Source organism: Vibrio sp. qd031 (assembly GCF_002100145.1).
Taxonomy (GTDB): domain Bacteria; phylum Pseudomonadota; class Gammaproteobacteria; order Enterobacterales; family Vibrionaceae; genus Vibrio.
This window is the reverse complement of sequence record NZ_JXQD01000036.1, coordinates 193,915-212,846: the sequence shown is the minus strand read 5'-3', so window position 1 is coordinate 212,846 and position 18,932 is coordinate 193,915. Positions and strand designations below refer to the sequence as shown.

14 protein-coding genes are annotated in these 18,932 nt (G+C 47.4%); all 14 read right to left on the bottom strand.

The window, feature by feature from the left end:
• Window positions 1-69 precede the first annotated feature (69 nt).
• The gene (gene secA, locus ST37_RS19300; RefSeq protein ID WP_084889172.1) at window positions 70-2,805 is read right to left on the bottom strand and encodes a preprotein translocase subunit SecA; all 2,736 of its coding nucleotides are present in this window, start codon (window positions 2,803-2,805) and stop codon (window positions 70-72) included.
• Window positions 2,806-3,099: 294 nt separating this feature from the next.
• On the bottom strand, window positions 3,100-4,017 hold the full coding sequence (gene lpxC, locus ST37_RS19295) for a UDP-3-O-acyl-N-acetylglucosamine deacetylase (protein ID WP_084889171.1): 918 nt from the start codon (window positions 4,015-4,017) through the stop codon (window positions 3,100-3,102).
• 100 nt (window positions 4,018-4,117) lie between these two features.
• Window positions 4,118-5,347 (bottom strand): cell division protein FtsZ, encoded by a 1,230-nt coding sequence (gene ftsZ, locus ST37_RS19290; protein WP_084889170.1) that lies wholly within the window; start codon window positions 5,345-5,347, stop codon window positions 4,118-4,120.
• A gap of 29 nt (window positions 5,348-5,376) precedes the next feature.
• A complete protein-coding gene (gene ftsA / locus ST37_RS19285; RefSeq protein ID WP_084889169.1) occupies window positions 5,377-6,639 on the bottom strand; it encodes a cell division protein FtsA in 1,263 nt (420 codons plus the stop codon).
• Entirely contained in the window at window positions 6,632-7,444 is an 813-nt protein-coding gene (locus ST37_RS19280; protein WP_242426364.1) for a cell division protein FtsQ/DivIB, read from the bottom strand. The genes ftsA and ST37_RS19280 overlap by 8 nt, the downstream gene beginning before the upstream one ends.
• 117 nt (window positions 7,445-7,561) lie before the next feature.
• Entirely contained in the window at window positions 7,562-9,040 is a 1,479-nt protein-coding gene (murC, locus tag ST37_RS19275) for a UDP-N-acetylmuramate--L-alanine ligase (RefSeq protein ID WP_084889167.1), read from the bottom strand.
• A gap of 8 nt (window positions 9,041-9,048) precedes the next feature.
• Window positions 9,049-10,122 carry an undecaprenyldiphospho-muramoylpentapeptide beta-N-acetylglucosaminyltransferase gene (gene murG, locus ST37_RS19270; RefSeq protein ID WP_084889166.1) on the bottom strand — a complete coding sequence of 358 codons (1,074 nt, stop codon included), beginning with the start codon at window positions 10,120-10,122 and terminating at the stop codon, window positions 9,049-9,051.
• The gene (ftsW, locus tag ST37_RS19265) at window positions 10,115-11,341 is read right to left on the bottom strand and encodes a cell division protein FtsW (protein WP_347336212.1); all 1,227 of its coding nucleotides are present in this window, start codon (window positions 11,339-11,341) and stop codon (window positions 10,115-10,117) included. The genes murG and ftsW overlap by 8 nt, the downstream gene beginning before the upstream one ends.
• Window positions 11,342-11,412: 71 nt before the next feature.
• Window positions 11,413-12,768, bottom strand: coding sequence for a UDP-N-acetylmuramoyl-L-alanine--D-glutamate ligase (murD, locus tag ST37_RS19260; RefSeq protein ID WP_084889165.1), 1,356 nt, complete (start codon window positions 12,766-12,768; stop codon window positions 11,413-11,415).
• Between the two features lies 1 nt (window position 12,769).
• Window positions 12,770-13,852 carry a phospho-N-acetylmuramoyl-pentapeptide-transferase gene (mraY, locus tag ST37_RS19255; RefSeq protein ID WP_084889164.1) on the bottom strand — a complete coding sequence of 361 codons (1,083 nt, stop codon included), beginning with the start codon at window positions 13,850-13,852 and terminating at the stop codon, window positions 12,770-12,772.
• Entirely contained in the window at window positions 13,849-15,204 is a 1,356-nt protein-coding gene (gene murF / locus ST37_RS19250) for a UDP-N-acetylmuramoyl-tripeptide--D-alanyl-D-alanine ligase (protein ID WP_084889163.1), read from the bottom strand. Before murF ends, mraY begins: the two co-directional genes overlap by 4 nt.
• Window positions 15,201-16,721, bottom strand: coding sequence for a UDP-N-acetylmuramoyl-L-alanyl-D-glutamate--2,6-diaminopimelate ligase (gene murE, locus ST37_RS19245; RefSeq protein ID WP_084889162.1), 1,521 nt, complete (start codon window positions 16,719-16,721; stop codon window positions 15,201-15,203). Before murE ends, murF begins: the two co-directional genes overlap by 4 nt.
• A gap of 23 nt (window positions 16,722-16,744) precedes the next feature.
• Complete coding sequence (locus ST37_RS19240; protein ID WP_242426363.1) at window positions 16,745-18,601, bottom strand: penicillin-binding transpeptidase domain-containing protein; 1,857 nt, start codon at window positions 18,599-18,601, stop codon at window positions 16,745-16,747.
• A complete protein-coding gene (gene ftsL / locus ST37_RS19235; protein ID WP_084889161.1) occupies window positions 18,598-18,918 on the bottom strand; it encodes a cell division protein FtsL in 321 nt (106 codons plus the stop codon). Before ftsL ends, ST37_RS19240 begins: the two co-directional genes overlap by 4 nt.
• Window positions 18,919-18,932 lie beyond the last annotated feature (14 nt).

Sequence of the window (18,932 nt, the reverse complement as noted above, 5' to 3'; positions counted from 1 at the left end):
TTATTGCCTAGCTAATAAAAAGGCTGGTCACTTAAAAGTGACCAGCCTTATGGTAACGCGTAGAGAGTGTTACTCAACTTTACCGTGGCACTGCTTGTACTTTTTACCACTGCCACAAGGGCAAGGTTCGTTACGGCCTACTTTACGACCATCGCGGACCATCGGTTGCGCTGCAGCATCTTGTTGCGGCTGTTGTTCATCATCAGCGAGTTGATTTTCTGCTTGCTGATGTTGAGTTTGAGCTAAACGAGCCGCGGCTTCTGCTTGCGCGCGGCGCTGAGCTTCCATCTTTTCAACTTCATCTTGCGCTTGTACACGAACTTTACTAAGCACAGAGATCACGTCGAACTTCAGGGTATCTAGCAAGGTTTCGAACAGTTCGAACGACTCACGTTTGTACTCTTGTTTGGGGTTCTTTTGTGCGTAACCGCGTAGGTGGATACCTTGACGCAAATGATCCATCGCTGCAAGGTGCTCTTTCCACAAGGTATCAAGCGTTTGCAACATGACAGATTTTTCGAAGTTGCGAAGGATTTGTTCACCCACTGCTTCTTCTTTTTGCTTGTAGATTGCCACCGCTTCTTCGAGGATTCGCTCACGCAGCGCTTCTTCATACAGCTTGTCGTCTTCGTCAAGCCAAGACTGTATCGCAAAATCCAAATCAAAGTCAGCTTTAAGGCGAGCGGTCAATCCTTCGATATCCCACATATCTTCAAGTGATTGAGGAGCAATGTACTGATCAATAGTGCTGTTAAGCACTTCAACACGGTTGCTTTCAATCATGTCGCTAATGTCATCAACTTGCATCAGCTCGTCACGCAACTCGTAAACCACTTTACGTTGATCGTTGGCAACGTCATCGTATTCAAGAAGCTGCTTACGAATATCGAAGTTGCGGCCTTCCACTTTACGTTGGGCTTTTTCGATAGAGCGAGACAACATCTTACTTTCGATCGCTTCACCTTCGTCCATACCACTTTGGATAAGACCTGCCATACGATCAGAGGTAAAGATGCGCAGCAATGAATCTTCCATTGAAAGATAGAAACGAGATGAACCAGCATCACCCTGACGACCAGAACGACCACGCAGCTGATTATCGATACGACGAGATTCATGTCGCTCTGTACCAATAATATGTAGGCCACCTGACTCGAGCACTTTATCGTGAACAACTTGCCAGTCCGCTTTAATTTGATCAATTTGTTCTTGAGTTGGATTATCCAACTTAGCAATCTGCGCCTGCCAACTGCCACCTAGCACGATATCGGTACCACGACCGGCCATGTTAGTTGCAATAGTCACGGCCCCTGGTGTACCCGCTTGTGCAACGATTTCGGCTTCCATTTCATGGAACTTAGCGTTAAGAACATTGTGCTTAATCTTCGCTTTTTTCAGCGCGTTAGACAGCAGTTCAGATTTTTCGATTGACACTGTACCCACTAGACTAGGCTGGCCTTTTTCAACACGGCCTTTAATGTCTTCAATAATGGCGTTGAATTTTTCAACTTCTGTGCGATATACCATGTCTGGCATATCATCACGAACCATAGGTTTGTTGGTTGGGATAACAACCGTTTCTAGGCCATAGATCGATTGGAATTCGAACGCTTCTGTATCGGCGGTACCTGTCATACCTGACAGTTTCTCGTAGAGACGGAAGTAGTTCTGGAAGGTAATTGATGCCAGAGTTTGATTTTCGTTCTGGATCTTAACGCCTTCTTTAGCTTCTACTGCTTGGTGCAAACCTTCAGACCAACGACGTCCTGGCATAGTGCGGCCAGTGTGCTCATCAACGATGACCACTTCGCCTTCATCAGAGATGATGTAGTCCACATTGCGCTCAAACAACACGTGCGCACGCAATGCGGCATTGACGTGATGCAGAAGCATAATATTGGCCGGAGAATAAAGCGTATCGCCTTCATCCATCAGACCATTTTTAACCAATAGCTCTTCAACAAACTCTTGACCCGTTTCGGTCATGTGAACTTGCTTACTCTTCTCATCGAGTGTGTAGTGGCCATCACCGCGGTAATCCTCGGTATCTTCTTCATCCTGACGCTCAAGAGATGGGATCAACTTATCGATCTTTTGGTACATCTCTGAACTGTCTTCTGCAGGACCAGAGATAATAAGCGGCGTACGTGCTTCATCAATTAAGATCGAATCCACCTCATCGACTACCGCAAAGAAACGCTCACGTTGAACGCGATCTTCAGCTCGAAACGCCATGTTGTCACGCAAATAGTCGAAGCCAAACTCGTTGTTGGTTCCGTACAGGATATCCGCTTTGTAGGCTTCTTTTTTCTCAGGTGGTGGCATATTGGGTACGTTAACACCTACCGTCATGCCTAAGAACTCAAACAACTCTCGGTTGGTTTCGGCATCACGCTTTGCAAGGTAATCGTTGACCGTGACAATGTGGACACCCTTACCTGGGAGGGCATTGAGATAGGCTGAAAGCGTTGCCGTAAGGGTTTTACCTTCACCGGTGCGCATTTCTGCAATTTGGCCGCTATTGAGGACCATACCGCCTATCATCTGCACGTCAAAGTGACGCATCCCGTAGACACGCTTAGACGCTTCACGGACCGTTGCAAATGCTTCTGGAAGTAGTTTATCCAGAGTTTCGCCTTTTTCTAGGCGCTCGCGGAATTCAACGGTTTTGGCTTGTAAATGCTCATCGCTGAGTTGTTCAAATTCGGGTTCGTAAGCGTTGATCTGTTTGACGATTTTACCTAAACGCTTGATGGTTCGATCGTTGCGACTGCCTACGACTTTGGTCAGTATCTTAGTTATCATTATCTATTCTCTATCCAGTGACCTAGAGGTCTATCCCTGTACTGGGCTGTATCCTAAAAATGCTCTGCTTGATATATGGAGTTTAACTTTAGTAATTTCAAGCTTTAATCGAAATTGAGTTATGGCAAACAGTGTAGGGAAAAACCTGCTGCCAAACCAACTTGATTGCGGTTTGTTTGATGAAGATTTTGTTTTGATGTGCATATGCTGAATTTGCGAGCAATATCTCAACTCCAAAGCACAAAAAAACCGAGTTATTGCTAACTCGGTTTTCACATTCTTTTGCTGTTTGGCTTACGCTAGAACCATATTGGGTTCTGCAAAGGCAACTGGAGAGCCGACTTCTTCTTCGTAGCTCACCCACTCCCAAGCTTCTTGGTCAGCAAGAACTGCTCGTAAAAGTTGGTTGTTCAAACCGTGGCCCGATTTGAATGCACGAAGCTCACCGACGATCGGGTGGCCACACATGTACAAATCACCAATAGCATCGAGCACTTTGTGGGTAACAAACTCGTTATCAAAACGCAAACCTTCTTCATTAAGAATTCGGTATTCGTCGAGTACGATTGCACAGTCAAAGCTGCCGCCTAGACATAGGTTTTGAGACTGCAAGTATTCGATATCGCGCATAAACCCAAAGGTACGTGCGCGAGAGATTTCTTTTACGAAGCCCGCTGAAGAGAAGTCGAACAACATGTGCTGCTCGTCCACATCTATCGCTGGGTGATCGAATTCAATCTCGAAATCCATACGGAAACCGTCATAAGGGACAAGCTCTGCCCACTTATCGCCGTCTTCGATGCGTACTGGCTTTTTGATACGAATAAAACGCTTTGGTGCGTTGAGTGTTTCAACACCTGCCGATTGCAACAGATAAACGAAAGGACTCGCACTACCATCCATAATTGGAATTTCAGGAGCGTCGACTTCGATAACGATATTGTCAATACCCATACCAGCAAGCGCTGCGTTTAAGTGCTCAACCGTCGAAATACGAACGCCTTCATCATTGACCAGCGCCGTACACAGCATAGTGTCACGAACTGAGTTTGCGTCTGAAGGAAAATCCACAGGTGGGTTAAGATCCGTGCGGCGATAGATGATACCAGTATTCGCGGCAGCTGGACGCAAAGTAAGCGTGACTTTACGACCGGAGTGAAGACCTACTCCGATTGTTTTCACAATCTCTTTAATTGTACGTTGCTTAATCATCTATTTACCTCCATCCGACGATGAATATCCGTCGAACTTGCTAATTGGCCGCACATCCTATCACTTTTTTGACTGATGTCAAAGTTTGTGAAATTTCAGTCTAGTCTGCTTGACGACGTAAAAACGCTGGAATGTCCAAGTACGCAGACTCATCACGCTCGGTTTGTGGTGCTGTGCTCTGTCCACCAGTAGACGCTGCTTTTGACACAGACGCTTGTGATGGTGCAACGTTAGCTTCCACTTCTGGCGCTTTAGGCTGTACAGGTTGAGCGCGTTTTACAACAGGCTCAGACTTCACAGCCTCTTGCTCAACAGGTTGTGGAGCTACTGCTTTTTGCTTCACACCGTGTACCAGCGAGATTTCAGGTTTCTTCTCGTTACCGATACCCGTTGCAACAACAGTGACTCGGAACTCGTCAGTCATGTCTGGGTCTAGTGACGTACCAATCACGACTGTAGCATTATCTGATGCAAAGGCTTTCACTGTGTTACCGACCACTTCAAACTCGTCCAGACGCATGTCCATACCAGCAGTAATGTTAACGAGAACGCCACGCGCTCCTGCCAAATCGATATCTTCCAGTAGAGAGTGAGAAATCGCGGCTTCTGCGGCTTCTTCTGCACGTTCTTCACCTTTAGCCACGCCACTGCCCATCATTGCTTGACCCATCTCCGACATCACAGTGCGAACATCCGCAAAGTCGACGTTGATCATGCCAGGGCGCGTGATCAGCTCAGCAATACCTTGAACAGCGTCTTTCAATACATCGTTGGCATAGCCAAACGCTTCTAAAAGAGTGACATTACGTCCATACACCTTAAGCAATTTCTCGTTAGGGATCGTAATTAACGAGTCCACATGCTTTGACAGTTCTGTAATGCCTTGCTCGGCAAACGCCATGCGTTTTTTGCCTTCAAATCCAAAAGGCTTGGTGACAACGGCAACCGTCAACACATCGAGCTCTTTTGCAATTTCAGCAATCACAGGGGCTGCACCGGTTCCAGTGCCGCCACCCATACCTGCGGCTACAAACACCATATCGGCACCGTCAAGCATATCTTTAATCTTTTCGCGATCTTCGAGAGCAGAATCACGGCCTACTTGAGGGTTTGCACCCGCACCAAGACCTTTGGTGATATCACTACCAATCTGGATCACTTCATTAACGCTGGATTTGCGCAAAGCTTGTGCATCGGTGTTTATGGTAATGAACTCCACGCCTTCGATGGACTCGCGCACCATGTGTTCTACGGCGTTACCGCCACCGCCACCTACACCAACGACTTTAATTACTGCATCGTCTGACATTTCCATCATCGGTTCAAACATCTGTTTTCTCCGTATCCCTGTTGTTCAGGTTAAAACTCTTTTTGTATCCATTTTCGCACTTTGCCGAACATATCCGACAATGAAGAAGATTTGGGCTCTGTATAGTCGCTTTCTTCAACAAATTGATTATCTCTAGCATAGTGCAATAATCCGATGGCCGTAGACATATACGGCGCTTTTACGTAGTCGGTCAAACCCTTTACTTCAATTGGACGACCGACTCGGACTTGATTGCCAAATACGCGCTCTGCGCACTCGACCAAGCCTTGAATCTGAGCAGCACCACCGGTTAAGACAATGCCTGCTGCCAATTGGTGTTTGACTCCCGCTTGACGCATTTTTTCTTGCTCAGATTCAATCGTTTGGTTAATCAAACCCAATAATTCTGTATAGCGAGGTTCTATCACTTCTGACAAAGTTTGACGTTGCAAACTTCTTGAAGGACGGCCGCCCACGCTAGGTACATTCACTGTGTCGTCTTTACTGACCAACTCACTCAATGCACAGCCAAATTTCACTTTAATTTGTTCAGCATCACTTAATGGGGTGCCAAATGCAAACGCGATATCACTGGTCACGGCATTGCCTGCATAGGCGAGTACCTCTGTGTGTCTCAGTGCGCCACCAGTCCAAATGGAAACATCCATTGTACCCGCACCCACATCGACCACACACACACCGAGTTCTTTCTCATCGTCTGTAATGACCGCCTCACTGGCCGCTAACCCCGAGTAGACAACTTGCCCAACCTCCAGATTGCATCGGTGAACCGCTTTTTCTATGTTTCGTGCCATATCGCTATGACACGAAATCATATGAACGCTCACTTCCATTCTAACTCCGGAGAGTCCGACTGGATTTTTAATGCCCGCCTGATAGTCGATAGTGAACTCTTGTGGGATCACATGCAATATGCGCTCCTCATCACCAATTTTTATCGACTTAGCCGTGTGTATAACACGTTCAATGTCTTCTTGTGCCACTTCTTCGTCAGAAATGGTCCCCATACCTTTTTCGATACGGCTAGTAATGTGCTGTCCTGAGATCGACAAAAACACTTTACTAATGGTGCAATCGGCCATTAATGCCGCTTCATCTATCGCGCGTTGCACCGATTTGGTGACCGCTTCAAGATCGTTTACACCACCTTTATCCATTCCTCGAGCTGGGCTTGTGCCCACACCAATCACATTGATTTGTCCATCGGGAAGCATTTCACCGACAATGGCCGTCACACTCGAGGTACCGATATCAAGACCGACTACTAGGTCATCATCCGTATGTTTAGTCATTGTCACTCTCTTCGATGGCGTCTTGCTCTGGCATCCAACCTACTGCAGCGCCGGTATCATATCTTAAATCGATGTAACTGATCTGTTCGGTCTTTTCACCCATTTTTTTATAAAGGGAGATAAACCGCTGTAATCGCTCTTTTAATGCTTCGGTTCCAAGTTCTAACCGAATGCCATTTTCCAAAATTATCTGCCATGCTAAACGATCATTAAGCACTAATGAATCAATTCGCATACCAAGTTCTTCAAACTTGGGCTGTAACTCTCTATATGTCTCAAGAACAAGAAGACTTTTCTCGTCTGGCCCATACAATTTTGCAATATTGGGGGTATCCAATCGACTTGCGTCAGCATGAAAAACCACACCTGCTTGATTCAACATGGAAATACCATTCCAAATCGCCGCAGCTCTGTGCTCTACCGCGTAAATTTTTATGGTATCGGGCCACTGTTTACGAATCGACGCTCTATTCACCCATTCCAGCGACTCAACGGCTCGTTGCAACTGATTCACATCTTGGGTCATGAAGGTGCCCATTGGCGCTATTTGTACAAGCTGATGATGAACATCTTGCTCAGTAATATAGGCCAAGTCTCCTTGCAATATAAAGTTCGACAACGGCATGCTACGCTCATCACTCATCCAAGTGATTGTTTTATAAAGCAATCCACCAATCAGAAACACCACGATCAATAAAAACAACCCGTCAAACAGCGAATATTTTATTCTTGGCGAAGCCTGCTGTTGTTCGTAGTTGCTGTCGTCTATGTCCGTAGCGTCCAATTGTTCTACCGTTATCTGCAAGTCTCTATTCCCTTTTGCTTTGCAGAAGCGCATTGAATATACAAAACGCCGTCCAAATTATACGGTTTTCTTTGCTCGAATCCAGCGTTGAAAACCGTATTTGAGAACAAAGCAGTGCTATTTATCTTCGTTTGAAGAAGTTTTCTGCATTTTTGCAATATTTAGCTTTAAAGCGGCTAATTCTTTTGCCACTTTACCCACATCGCCAGCACCTTGTGTCAGAACTAAATCACCATCTTGCAGCACATTAGCCAATATGGAAGGAAGCTCATTTTTATTGGCAACGAATATTGGATCGATTTTTCCACGTGAACGGATTGTGCGGCACAATGAACGGCCGTCAGCCCCTGCAATTGGAGACTCACCAGCAGCATAAACATCCAACATCAGCAGAACATCAACTTTATCAAGAACATTGGCAAAATCGTCATACAGATCGCGAGTTCGGCTGTATCGGTGCGGTTGGAAAATCATCACCAGGCGTTTGTCTTGCCAACCAGAACGAGCTGCTGCAATCGTCACATCAACTTCGCTTGGGTGGTGGCCATAATCGTCGACGAGCATTGCGACGCCATTTCCAGTATCAAACTCACCTAGGTGGTCAAATCGACGGCCTGTTCCTTCTGTCGAAAGAAGTGCCTTTACAATGGCTTCATCCGCGACGTCATCTTCTGTTGCAACGGCAATAGCTGCAGCAGCATTTAGGGCGTTATGTCGACCAGGGATATTGAGTGTAATCGACAAATCTGAGCGATCTTTGCGAGAAACCACAAAGTGTCCTTGCTGCCCAACCTGGCGATACTCTTTTATGTGCACATCGGCTTCTTCAGAAAAGCCATAGGTAATCACTTGTCGACTGATTGATGGAATGATTTCTTGAACCACGGGATCATCAATACACATAATCGCTTGGCCGTAGAAAGGCAGCTGATGCAAGAAATCTCTAAAGGTTTGCTTAAGCACTTCAAAGTCACCACCGTAAGTGTCCATGTGGTCAGCTTCGATGTTAGTGACGATAGAAACCATCGGTTGCAAATGCAAAAACGACGCATCACTTTCATCGGCTTCGGCAATCAAAATACGGCTAGAGCCCAAGCGTGCATTGGTGCCAACACTTTTAACCAAGCCACCATTAACAAATGTTGGATCGAGGCCCGCTTCAAAATAAATTTGAGTGACCAAGGCTGTGGTCGTGGTTTTACCGTGCGTACCTGCAACCGCGATGCCATGTCGATAACGCATCAGTTCAGCCAGCATCTCCGCGCGTCGTACGACAGGTATACGACGAGACTTGGCTTCCATAACCTCTGGATTACTTGGATCAATCGCTGTAGATACCACCACAACAGACGCTGATTCTATATTGCTGGCTTGATGCCCAATAAATACCGTCGCCCCTTTTGACTCTAATCGTTGGGTTGTCGGATTACTGGCAATATCAGAGCCGGTAATGGCATAGCCTTCATTTAGTAAAACTTCAGCGATGCCGCTCATGCCTGCGCCACCAATTCCAATGAAGTGGATGGTCTTCACACGACGCATTTCAGGGATCATTGCGCGAATTTGCGCTAAGTCTTGCTTGTGGTTAATCGGCATAGTTGTTCTCAAGATTTTTGTTGTAATTCGATAATGGCATTGGCAACGATCTGCGCTGCATCGGTTTTCGCTCGTTTGCGCGAAGCGATGGCCATCGTTTTCAAGGCATCTCTATCTAAAGATTGTATCGCATCCTTTAGCGACTCAACACTTAATTGAGGCTGTTCTATCATTAGTGCGGCATTGGCATCCACCAAATAATCCGCGTTTAACGCTTGTTGCCTGTCTTTATGCTGAAACGGGATAAAAATCGCAGCGACGCCCGCGGTGCAGACTTCCGATACGGTGAGTGCGCCTGCTCGGCATACCACTAAATCCGCCCAGCGGTACGCCTTAGCAACATCATCAATAAAGTCAGACACGTCTACCTGATCAAACTGAGCCTGTTGGTACAATCCGCTAACTTCGTCGGTGTTGCCTTTACCGCACTGATGTCGCACTTCAACGCTGGCTGTGTTGTCTTTTAACAGTTGACCAAACACCTCAGGTAAAGTGTGATTCAATATTCTTGCGCCTTGGCTTCCACCCATGACCAACACACGTACCGGCCCACTTCGACCGGCTAATCTCTGTTGTGGTGGTTCTATCGCCAGTACGTCATCGCGTACAGGGTTACCAACGACCTCGGCGCGGGGAAACGCCCCAGGGAAAGCCTGGAATACTTTGCTGGCGACTTTCGCCAGCCACTCATTGGTCAGCCCAGCAACCGCGTTTTGCTCATGCAACACCAGAGGGATCCCACACATGCGCGCAGCGATGCCACCGGGGCCACTCACATAACCTCCCATGCCGAGCACTACGTCGGGTTGAAATCGTTTTATATGTTTGCGCGCCTGTGCAATCGCACTGACAATTTGAAATGGGGCTTTAACCAACTTAGCCAAACTTTGTCCGCGCAAGCCTTTGACTTTTATGAAATCAATATCGATACCATGTTTTGGTACTAACTCAGCTTCCATACGGTCTTCTGTGCCCAACCAACGGATCTCCCAGCCTTGTTGCTGGAGGACTTTGGCAACGGCCAATCCTGGAAACACGTGACCACCTGTACCACCTGCCATTACTAATAATTTTTTAGCCATGTTGCTCTTCTAACTGCTCGGGGTCGGAATGAGTGTGCTCGTCTGCAGAGCCTTCTTTACCAACCGCCAATCTTGTTTCAAAATCGATGCGTAACAGTAAACCTACCGCTACGGCCATAATACTTAAACTCGAGCCACCATAACTGATGAGAGGTAAGGTTAACCCTTTCGTTGGTACCATTCCAGCGGCTGCACCAACATTAACGACTGTCTGAAACGCAAACCAAATACCAATAGCGAAGGCAAGATAACCACCAAAATCCTGCCTGGCATCAAAAGCTTTTTTGCCTATGGTGATCGCTTTTATCACCAGTGCAAAAATCACCAATAAAACCAGTGTCACTCCCACAAATCCTAATTCTTCACCAACCACAGCAAATACAAAATCGGTATGCGCCTCCGGTAGATATTCTAGCTTTTGTATCGAGTTACCTAAACCGCGACCAAACCACTCGCCACGACCAAACGCCATTAAAGACTGGGTCAGCTGATAGCCACTGCCAAACGGGTCTTCCCAAGGGTCTAAAAATGAAGTAACGCGGCGCATCCTATACGGCTCAAAGACAATGAGTAGGACCACAGCAAATATGCCGGCAACCATTAGTGCCAAAAACTGCCAAAGTTTCGCTCCACCAATAAACAGCATGCCAAAGAGGGTCACGAGCATAACGATGACAGTACCCAAGTCTGGTTGTCCCAACAGCAATACTGCCAGTGCACTAAACACGATAAAGGGCTTAAAGAACCCCCCAAAAAAACTTTCCCTGACTTCGTCTTGCTTACGCACCATGTAACCCGACATGAACGTAAACAGAGATAGCTTAGCCAGCTCTGCTGGCTGGAAGTTAAAAAAACCTAACGGGATCCATCGTGACGCTCCATTCACCGACTTGCCGCCCAAAAGAACGACCACCAGCAAGACAAAGGTGACGCCTAGAAGAGGGGCACTATATTTAAACCACTGTTGTGTTGGGACTTGGATAACCATGCCCAAAATAACCATCGAGAAAGCCAAAAAAATGCCATGACGTATCATGAAATGAAAGGGCTGCTCGGTCAGTCGCGTACTGACTGGAATGGATGCAGACGTCACCATAATCAAACCAAATGCCATGAGTGCAAGCGCAATCCAGATCAACTGGCGATCATACAGCACGGCCGGTAGTGGCTGTTTTGGTTGATTCAGTGAAGCGCCAAGTTGTGACAATTTTGAAATCACGTATGCATCCCTTGCAGGTAAATCGAGTCAAATAGTAACGTGGTCTTGAAACGGCTACTTAATGCTTTAGCTTAAGCGTATTGTTTCGCCAAGGCGATAAAGGCATCACCACGGCACATAAAATTGGGGTATTGATCAAAACTCGCGCATGCGGGAGAAAGCATCACCATGTCTCCTGATGTCAGTTTGGTTGAAATTGACTCAATAGCCTGATCCATCGTTTGAAAACGCACAGAGTCCTTAGACAAGTTCATGAATGCATCCCCATCCCGACCAAAGCAACAGAGTGTAACGGGCAGTTGCTCTAGGTGCTCTTTAAGCGGTGTGAAATCGGCCCCCTTACCGTCTCCCCCCACAAGAAGATACAATCTACCGTCAACCTCTAAACCCGACAATGCCGCTTGTGTACTCGCAACATTTGTCGCTTTCGAATCATTCACCCAGCGCACCCCTTTTTGGTGCTCTACCACTTGGCAACGATGGCTTAACCCCGTGTAGGACTGCAGTGCACCTTGGCACTGAGTCGTATCGATGCCCGCCAGATCCAAAAGTGCCAGTGCCACGAGCGCATTCGATTGATTATGGCGGCCAACAATCGAAAGTTGACGCGTAAGAAAACTTGCTTTTCCTTGCAACCGGAAACGAGCTTCGCCATCAATCACTGCTATATCGTAATCCGTATCGCCCAGGGTATGTGTGGGCGAAAAACGATGCAGTTTTAGAGAGTGTGAATTGACTGGAGCAGTCTCTGGCTCGTCACCATTTACCAGCGCTTGCTTCGCATGGTCGAAAATCCGCAACTTCGCTTGTCGGTATTCTTCCATACCGACATAGCGATCCATATGATCTTCAGACAAATTTAAGAAGGTCGCGACTTTTGGTGCAAGATGATAGGTGGTTTCAAGTTGAAAGCTCGACAACTCTAAAACGTAGAGATCACAATTTTGCTGCAATAATGACAACGCTGGCGTGCCAATATTGCCGCCAACCCCAACTTTAATGCCGGCAGCTTTGGCAAGCTCTCCCGTCAAATCGGTCACGGTGCTTTTACCATTAGACCCTGTAATAGCGATGACTGGCTTAGTCACCTGCCAAGCAAATAGCTCTATATCACCGACAACCGGTGTACCTTGCTCTATAACAGTCGCGATTTCAGGCGTCGCCACGGCTATTCCTGGACTGCAAATCACAAGTTCGGCTTGTTGCAACCACGTGGTGTTCCAACTACCGCAGCAGAGTTCTACATCGTCGTCAAGGTGTTCACTCCCTGGCGCTTGTTCACGGGTATCAATGACCTTAACTTCAGCATGCTTGGCAAAAGTACGAAGGTGCTCCACCACCGATAATCCGGTGATACCCAACCCAACCACAACAATTTGACGATAGTCTTGCAGCGACGTAGAAAAACCCACCGATTTTGATGGCATATTAACGCACCTTAAGTGTGGCCAATCCCACCAAAACTAATACGATAGAAATGATCCAAAAACGCACAATCACGCGCGGCTCTGGCCAGCCTTTTAATTCGTAATGATGATGAATTGGTGCCATGCGGAAAATACGCTGACCGCGTAATTTGTATGAGCCTACTTGAAGTATGACCGACAAAGTTTCCATTACAAACACGCCGCCCATGATCACCAATACAAACTCCTGACGAACCAATACAGCAATGGTTCCCAGTGCACCGCCTAACGCAAGTGAACCAACATCGCCCATAAACACTTGTGCTGGGTATGTGTTAAACCATAAGAACCCCAAACCGGCACCGACCATGGCGGTACATACAATCACCAACTCGCTGGTGTAAGGAATATAAGGAATGTGTAAGTAGCTAGCGAAGTTAACGTTACCGGTTGCCCAAGCGATCGCAGCAAAGCCCGCTGCAACCAGAATAGTCGGCATAATGGCTAACCCATCGAGGCCGTCGGTTAAGTTAACGGCATTACTGGTTCCTACAATTACAAAGTAGGTAAGCACAATATACAAGATGCCTAACTGAGGCATGATGTCTTTAAAAAATGGCACCACGAGCTGAGTTGCTGCGGTGTCTTTACCATGAGCATACAAAGCAAATGCAACCACTAGTGCAATCACCGACTGCCAGAAGTACTTCCAGCGCGCAATGAGACCATCGCTGTTTTTTCGAACGACTTTTCGATAATCGTCGACGAATCCAACCACACCGTAACCCAGTAAAACCACCATAACGGCCCAAACATAAGGGTTGCTAAGATCGGCCCACATAAAGACGGTAAACGAAATAGCCGCTAGGATCATCACCCCCCCCATGGTAGGTGTACCGCGTTTACTAAAGTGAGACTCAGGGCCATCGTTGCGAACAACTTGGCCAATCTGCAACATTTGCAGTCGAGCGATAAGACGCGGACCCATCCACAAAGAGAGAGCAAGCGCGGTCAACGCACTAACGATGGCGCGAAAAGAAAGGTATTCGAACAGGCGGAAGAACGAAAAGTATGGCTGTAACAAGTCGGCAAGCCAAAGAATCATGGGTACATCTCCTTCAATGCAGATACCACGGTTCCCATTTGGGAACTGAGTGCTCCTTTAATCAGCAACGTGTTGGGCTCTGCAGGTGTTAAATGCGCTTTAATGTGCGCTATTAGGGCTTGATGGTCACTAAAATGGCGCCCTCCAGTTAACTCGCTGACCACTTTAGTATCGTCACCAAAGGTGAGCACGTGCTCAAACCCAAAAGTAGACGCATGTTCTCCGACTTGTCGGTGAAGTGCAAGACTTTCATCGCCAAGTTCGGCCATAAAACCCAATATCAGCCAGCGTTGGCCCTGATAACGAGCCAGCAAGTCGATAGCGGCTTTCACCGCCGGCACGCTGGCATTGTAGCTATCATCGATCAATCGTATATTGTCGGTCAGCGATTCTACCGCAACACGGCCTTTCACTTTGGACAGTTGCTCTAGACCTTGCTTGACTTGCGCCAAATCTGCGCCAACGTTAAGCGCCAAAGCGGCGGCGGCAACGGCATTAGTGACATTGTGCTCGCCAATGACATTGAGTGAAACAGGTAATGTGCCGTATGGAGTGTGTAGATGAAAATGCGAGTACCCCTGTTCGTCCATTTCTATATGTGAGGCGTAGTATTCTGCCAGAGAGTTCTGTTGAGAAAACTGCTGCACGCGCTTATTGCTGAGTGCATCTTGCCACTGTTGACCGCCCTGACTGTCCATATTCACTAAAGCGAAACCACCAGCAACGAGTCCTTGGTAAATCTCACCTTTTGCCTGCTTAACGCCATCGATTGAGCCAAACCCTTCCAAGTGTGCCGCGGCAACATTATTCACCATCGCCGCTGCGGGTTTCACTAAACCACTGGTATAAGCGATTTCACCAATATGATTGGCCCCCAACTCAATGACGGCGTAATCGACACTTTTATCCAGGCGCAATAACGTTAGTGGGACACCAAATTCATTGTTGAAGTTGCCCTTTGTCGCTAACGTTTTACCTTTTAGCTGTAAAATCGACGCCAGCATTTCTTTCACTGTGGTCTTTCCGCAACTTCCGGTGATAGCTATTGTTTTTACATCCGATTGCTCAAGCACCCAAGCCCCTAAATCACCGAGTGCCTTAGTGGTGTTGGCCACAACGACTTGTGGCGCATCAATATCTAAGGTTTTCTCGACCAACAAGGCAGAGGCACCATTAGACATGGCTTGTTCTACAAACTCGTGCGCATCGAACCGAACACCGTGAATAGCGACAAACAGCGCACCCGGCTCTATATGGCGCGTATCGGTTGATACCGCAGATACAACCTTGTCTTCACCAACTAAATGGCCTTGGGTAACACTTGCCAACTGAGCCAGAGAGATTGGGATCATAGTGACACTCCTAACTGTGTTGCTGCGTTATACCTATCAGAGGCTTCAACCGTCCGATCCGCATAAACTTGATAGTCTTCATGACCTTTGCCCGCCAACAAAATAATGTCGTTGGTGCTGGCATCGGCGAGCGCACGTTCTAACGCTTGACTGCGATCATGAATGGTCAGTATTTGTTGGGGCTGCTCTGTACCGTCAAGCATATCTGCAACAATGGTTGCTGGATCTTCACTGCGCGGATTGTCGTCACTAAAAATCACTCGATCCGCAAGTCGTTCGGCACTGGCAGCCATCATTGGACGCTTGCCCTTGTCACGATCACCGCCACAACCAACAACGACCCATAGCTTCCCAGAGCAATGAACACGAAGCGCCTGCAACGCTTTTTCCAGTGCATCTGGCGTGTGAGCATAATCAACCACGACTTTTGGCCTATTGGGCGCTGAAAACAGCTCCATTCGACCGATAACCGGCTTTATATTGCTGCTGATTGAAAGCAAACGCTGCTTATCGAAGCCTAGGGTTAAAAGCCCTGCGAGAGCCAATAGTAAATTGGAGGCATTAAATTCACCAATGAGTGGAACCGTCAATTGCCCTTCCCCCCAAGTCCCATCGATGCTTATTTGGATGCCCTGCTCGGTAAATTCGAGCTGAGTTGCCCATAAGCCACGAGTATTCTTAGGTAATGGCTTCACTGACACCGCGTAGGCATTGTCTAGCTCATCAAACCATCTAGCCCCTACCGGATCATCGACGTTAATCACTGCATGCTCACAATGATGCTCGGTAAACAACGAACGCTTGGCGGCTTCGTACTCAGCCATGGTGTGGTGATAATCAAGGTGATCACGACTTAGGTTGGTAAACATACCCAGTTTAAATGGTACCGCTTTCACTCGGTGTTGGACTAAACCATGGGAAGAGGTCTCCAACGCTGTGTACTCGGCGCCAGCTAATTCGAGTGAATGGAGAGTCTGCGCTATTTCTATTGGGCTACCAGTGGTATTTTTTGCCTCTGTCAGCGCGTCCAGAAACCCATTTCCTGTTGTTCCCATAACAGCAGCGCGATGACCAATCAGCTCTAACCATTGAGCGATTAGCTGCGTGATGGTGGTTTTACCATTTGTGCCTGTCACTGCTATCACTTGAGTGTTATTTACTGGGTAAAACCGCAATGCGAGTTCAGAGACCCTATCTTGCAAATCACTCATTTCAATTATGACAGCGCCATCCTTGTGGCTCACTGTCCCATGCTGTTCAGAATCACACTGAGACAGCACTACTTTAGCCCCATTGAGAATGGCTTTATCAATGAAGTCTCGACCATCAACAGTGTGACCCGGTACGGCAATGAATGCACTTTGCACCCCAACGTCTCGACTGTCGAGAGTAAGGTGATGTAACGAGAGTTGACTGATATCGTCAGCCAAACTCAACGCCCATGGCTCAAGCAAATCAGCCAATGTCATCGACTCGTGCTCACTTAGATTAATGGATGTGAATGCATTTTTTGTCATAGTTAAATACTGTAGTGTGTGTCTTAGTTGCCGTCAGGGGCGATGTTTAAAATCTGCAATGCCCCTTGCATAACTTCGGCAAAAACTGGGGCAGCTACGGAGCCACCGTAATATAGGTCACCTTGGGGCTCATTAACCACAACCACCAATGCAAGCCTTGGATTACTAATAGGCGCAACACCTGCTGTAATCGCAACATACTCATCGCTGTAGCCACCCGCCTGGGCCTTTCGTGAAGTACCTGTTTTTGCTGCAATTCGATAACCCGGTACAGCGGCGCGTGTTGCGGTACCGCCTTTTTGCGTTACCGATTCCAGCATCTCTAGCACCAGTTTGGCATTGTCACGATCGGCAACTTGTTTAGGTTCAATGTTGTGTTGATCTTTAATGATGGTCAGCGGGAAGAACTCACCATAACTGCCCAAGGTCGAATAGGCATGAGCTAGCTGAAGCGGCGTTACCGACAACCCATAGCCAAAAGAGAGTGTCGCAATTTCAAAGTTGGACCAGCGCCGACGATTTGGAAACAGCCCAGTCGTCTCACCAATTAAATTCAGCCCCGACGTGCTGCCAAAGCCTATAGAACTGTACTGCCCTAGTAGCGCTTCCAACGGCATGTCTAACGCCAATTTAGCAACACCAATGTTACTCGACTTCTGCAAAATGGTTTGTAAGTTTGCTTTACCAATCTTTGAGGAGTCTCGCACCCGGCTTCCGCCAATTTGCATCAAACCATTACCTGTATCAATGATGGTATCTTCGTCAGCGACACCGTTTTCCAGAGCCGCTAGCACGACAAATGGTTTCACGGTGGAGCCAGGTTCCATCGCATCGGTAATGTTGCGATTTCTCATTCTAAAACTTTGCAGCTGCTGTTTATTGTTAGGGTTATAGGAAGGTGCGTTCACCATCGCCAACACTTCACCAGTTTTAACATCAAGAAGCACGACAGAGCCTGACGTAGCACGGTGGTCGGCTACCGCCTGCTTGATTGCTCTATATGAAATTGCTTGCAATCGTTGATCTATCGTCAGCTCTAAAGGCTTACCCAACTCGCTCTCTGTTAGAGAGATGTTTTCAACCACCCGACCATAACGATCTTTACGTATAGTTTTAGAGCCTGCCTGTCCTGAAAGCCAGTTATCGTAACTGCGTTCTACGCCTTCCAAACCGTGGCCATCAATGCCAGTTACACCAATGACATGAGCACTCACTTCGCCCGTTGGGTAATAGCGACGAGACTCATTCGCAAGGCCAATGCCTTTTAGCTTTAGTTCTTTGACGTAGTTGGCCATCGCAGGGCTAACTTGACGCTGCAGGTAAATGAATTTTCGGGTACTTTGTTCTTCGATTCGTTTGAGCATACTTTGACGCTCAAGCCCTAACACATCAGCCAGCGCATACCAGCGATCTAACTCATTAAGGCCACCAAACTTAAACACGTCCGACGGGTTGGCCCACACAGCCTGTACCGGCACACTAACCGCCAACTGTTCACCATTTCTGTCTGAAATAATGCCTCGTGCAGTAGGAAGTGTTTTTACCCGCACCGAACGCATGTTGCCTTCTTTAATCAATCGATCCGGTTCAATCACCTGGATGTAAGCGACTCGGGCAACAAGTGTTGCTAAGACCAACCCCATAGCAAACAATACAAACAGGTATCGCCAACGAATCAGTACAGGTTGTGAACTGACACTTTGTTCGGCTTCAGGTTTGGCTTTATTTCTCTTGTTGGCAGGTACCCCAGTTGCACGAGCTTTTTTGTTGGTGACAACTTTGCTCGTATCGCTTTTTGCGGGTGCTTTTTTAGAGGGTCCGTTTGCACCTCTGCTCGGTCTGCGAGGGGCGTTACGTCGACGGGTCACAGGTGTCATCATGGGAATCTAACTATTACTTCCTTTTTTGAGTCAGGTCGCTTCATTTCAAGCTCTGAAACCGCCAGCTTGGTCACTCGGCTGTGTTCCGCTAACGCACTTTCTTCTAAAATCAGGTTACGCCATTGCTCATCCAACTTTAAACGTTGCTCAAATGCCATATCTTTTTGTGTGATGGCTTGCCGAGTGTGGTGTGTTATCCACACGACGCCCATAGCGGAAACAAGGATAAGAATTAGCACCAATAGATTCCAGCGCCCCACACTGATTAGGTCGCGAAAAATTATAGACAGTAAGTTAGGCGTTCCTTGCTGAGACATACTGAGTTCTTTTG

What these genes read in the sequence shown, in the direction of transcription:
- secA (WP_084889172.1), bottom strand. Translation starts at nt 2,805, where the DNA reads ATGATAACTAAGATACTGACCAAAGTCGTAGGCAGTCGCAACGATCGA.
- lpxC (WP_084889171.1), bottom strand. Translation starts at nt 4,017, where the DNA reads ATGATTAAGCAACGTACAATTAAAGAGATTGTGAAAACAATCGGAGTA.
- ftsZ (WP_084889170.1), bottom strand. Translation starts at nt 5,347, where the DNA reads ATGTTTGAACCGATGATGGAAATGTCAGACGATGCAGTAATTAAAGTC.
- ftsA (WP_084889169.1), bottom strand. Translation starts at nt 6,639, where the DNA reads ATGACTAAACATACGGATGATGACCTAGTAGTCGGTCTTGATATCGGT.
- murC (WP_084889167.1), bottom strand. Translation starts at nt 9,040, where the DNA reads ATGCCGATTAACCACAAGCAAGACTTAGCGCAAATTCGCGCAATGATC.
- murG (WP_084889166.1), bottom strand. Translation starts at nt 10,122, where the DNA reads ATGGCTAAAAAATTATTAGTAATGGCAGGTGGTACAGGTGGTCACGTG.
- murD (WP_084889165.1), bottom strand. Translation starts at nt 12,768, where the DNA reads ATGCCATCAAAATCGGTGGGTTTTTCTACGTCGCTGCAAGACTATCGT.
- mraY (WP_084889164.1), bottom strand. Translation starts at nt 13,852, where the DNA reads ATGATTCTTTGGCTTGCCGACTTGTTACAGCCATACTTTTCGTTCTTC.
- murF (WP_084889163.1), bottom strand. Translation starts at nt 15,204, where the DNA reads ATGATCCCAATCTCTCTGGCTCAGTTGGCAAGTGTTACCCAAGGCCAT.
- murE (WP_084889162.1), bottom strand. Translation starts at nt 16,721, where the DNA reads ATGACAAAAAATGCATTCACATCCATTAATCTAAGTGAGCACGAGTCG.
- ST37_RS19240 (WP_242426363.1), bottom strand. Translation starts at nt 18,601, where the DNA reads ATGATGACACCTGTGACCCGTCGACGTAACGCCCCTCGCAGACCGAGC.
- ftsL (WP_084889161.1), bottom strand. Translation starts at nt 18,918, where the DNA reads ATGTCTCAGCAAGGAACGCCTAACTTACTGTCTATAATTTTTCGCGAC.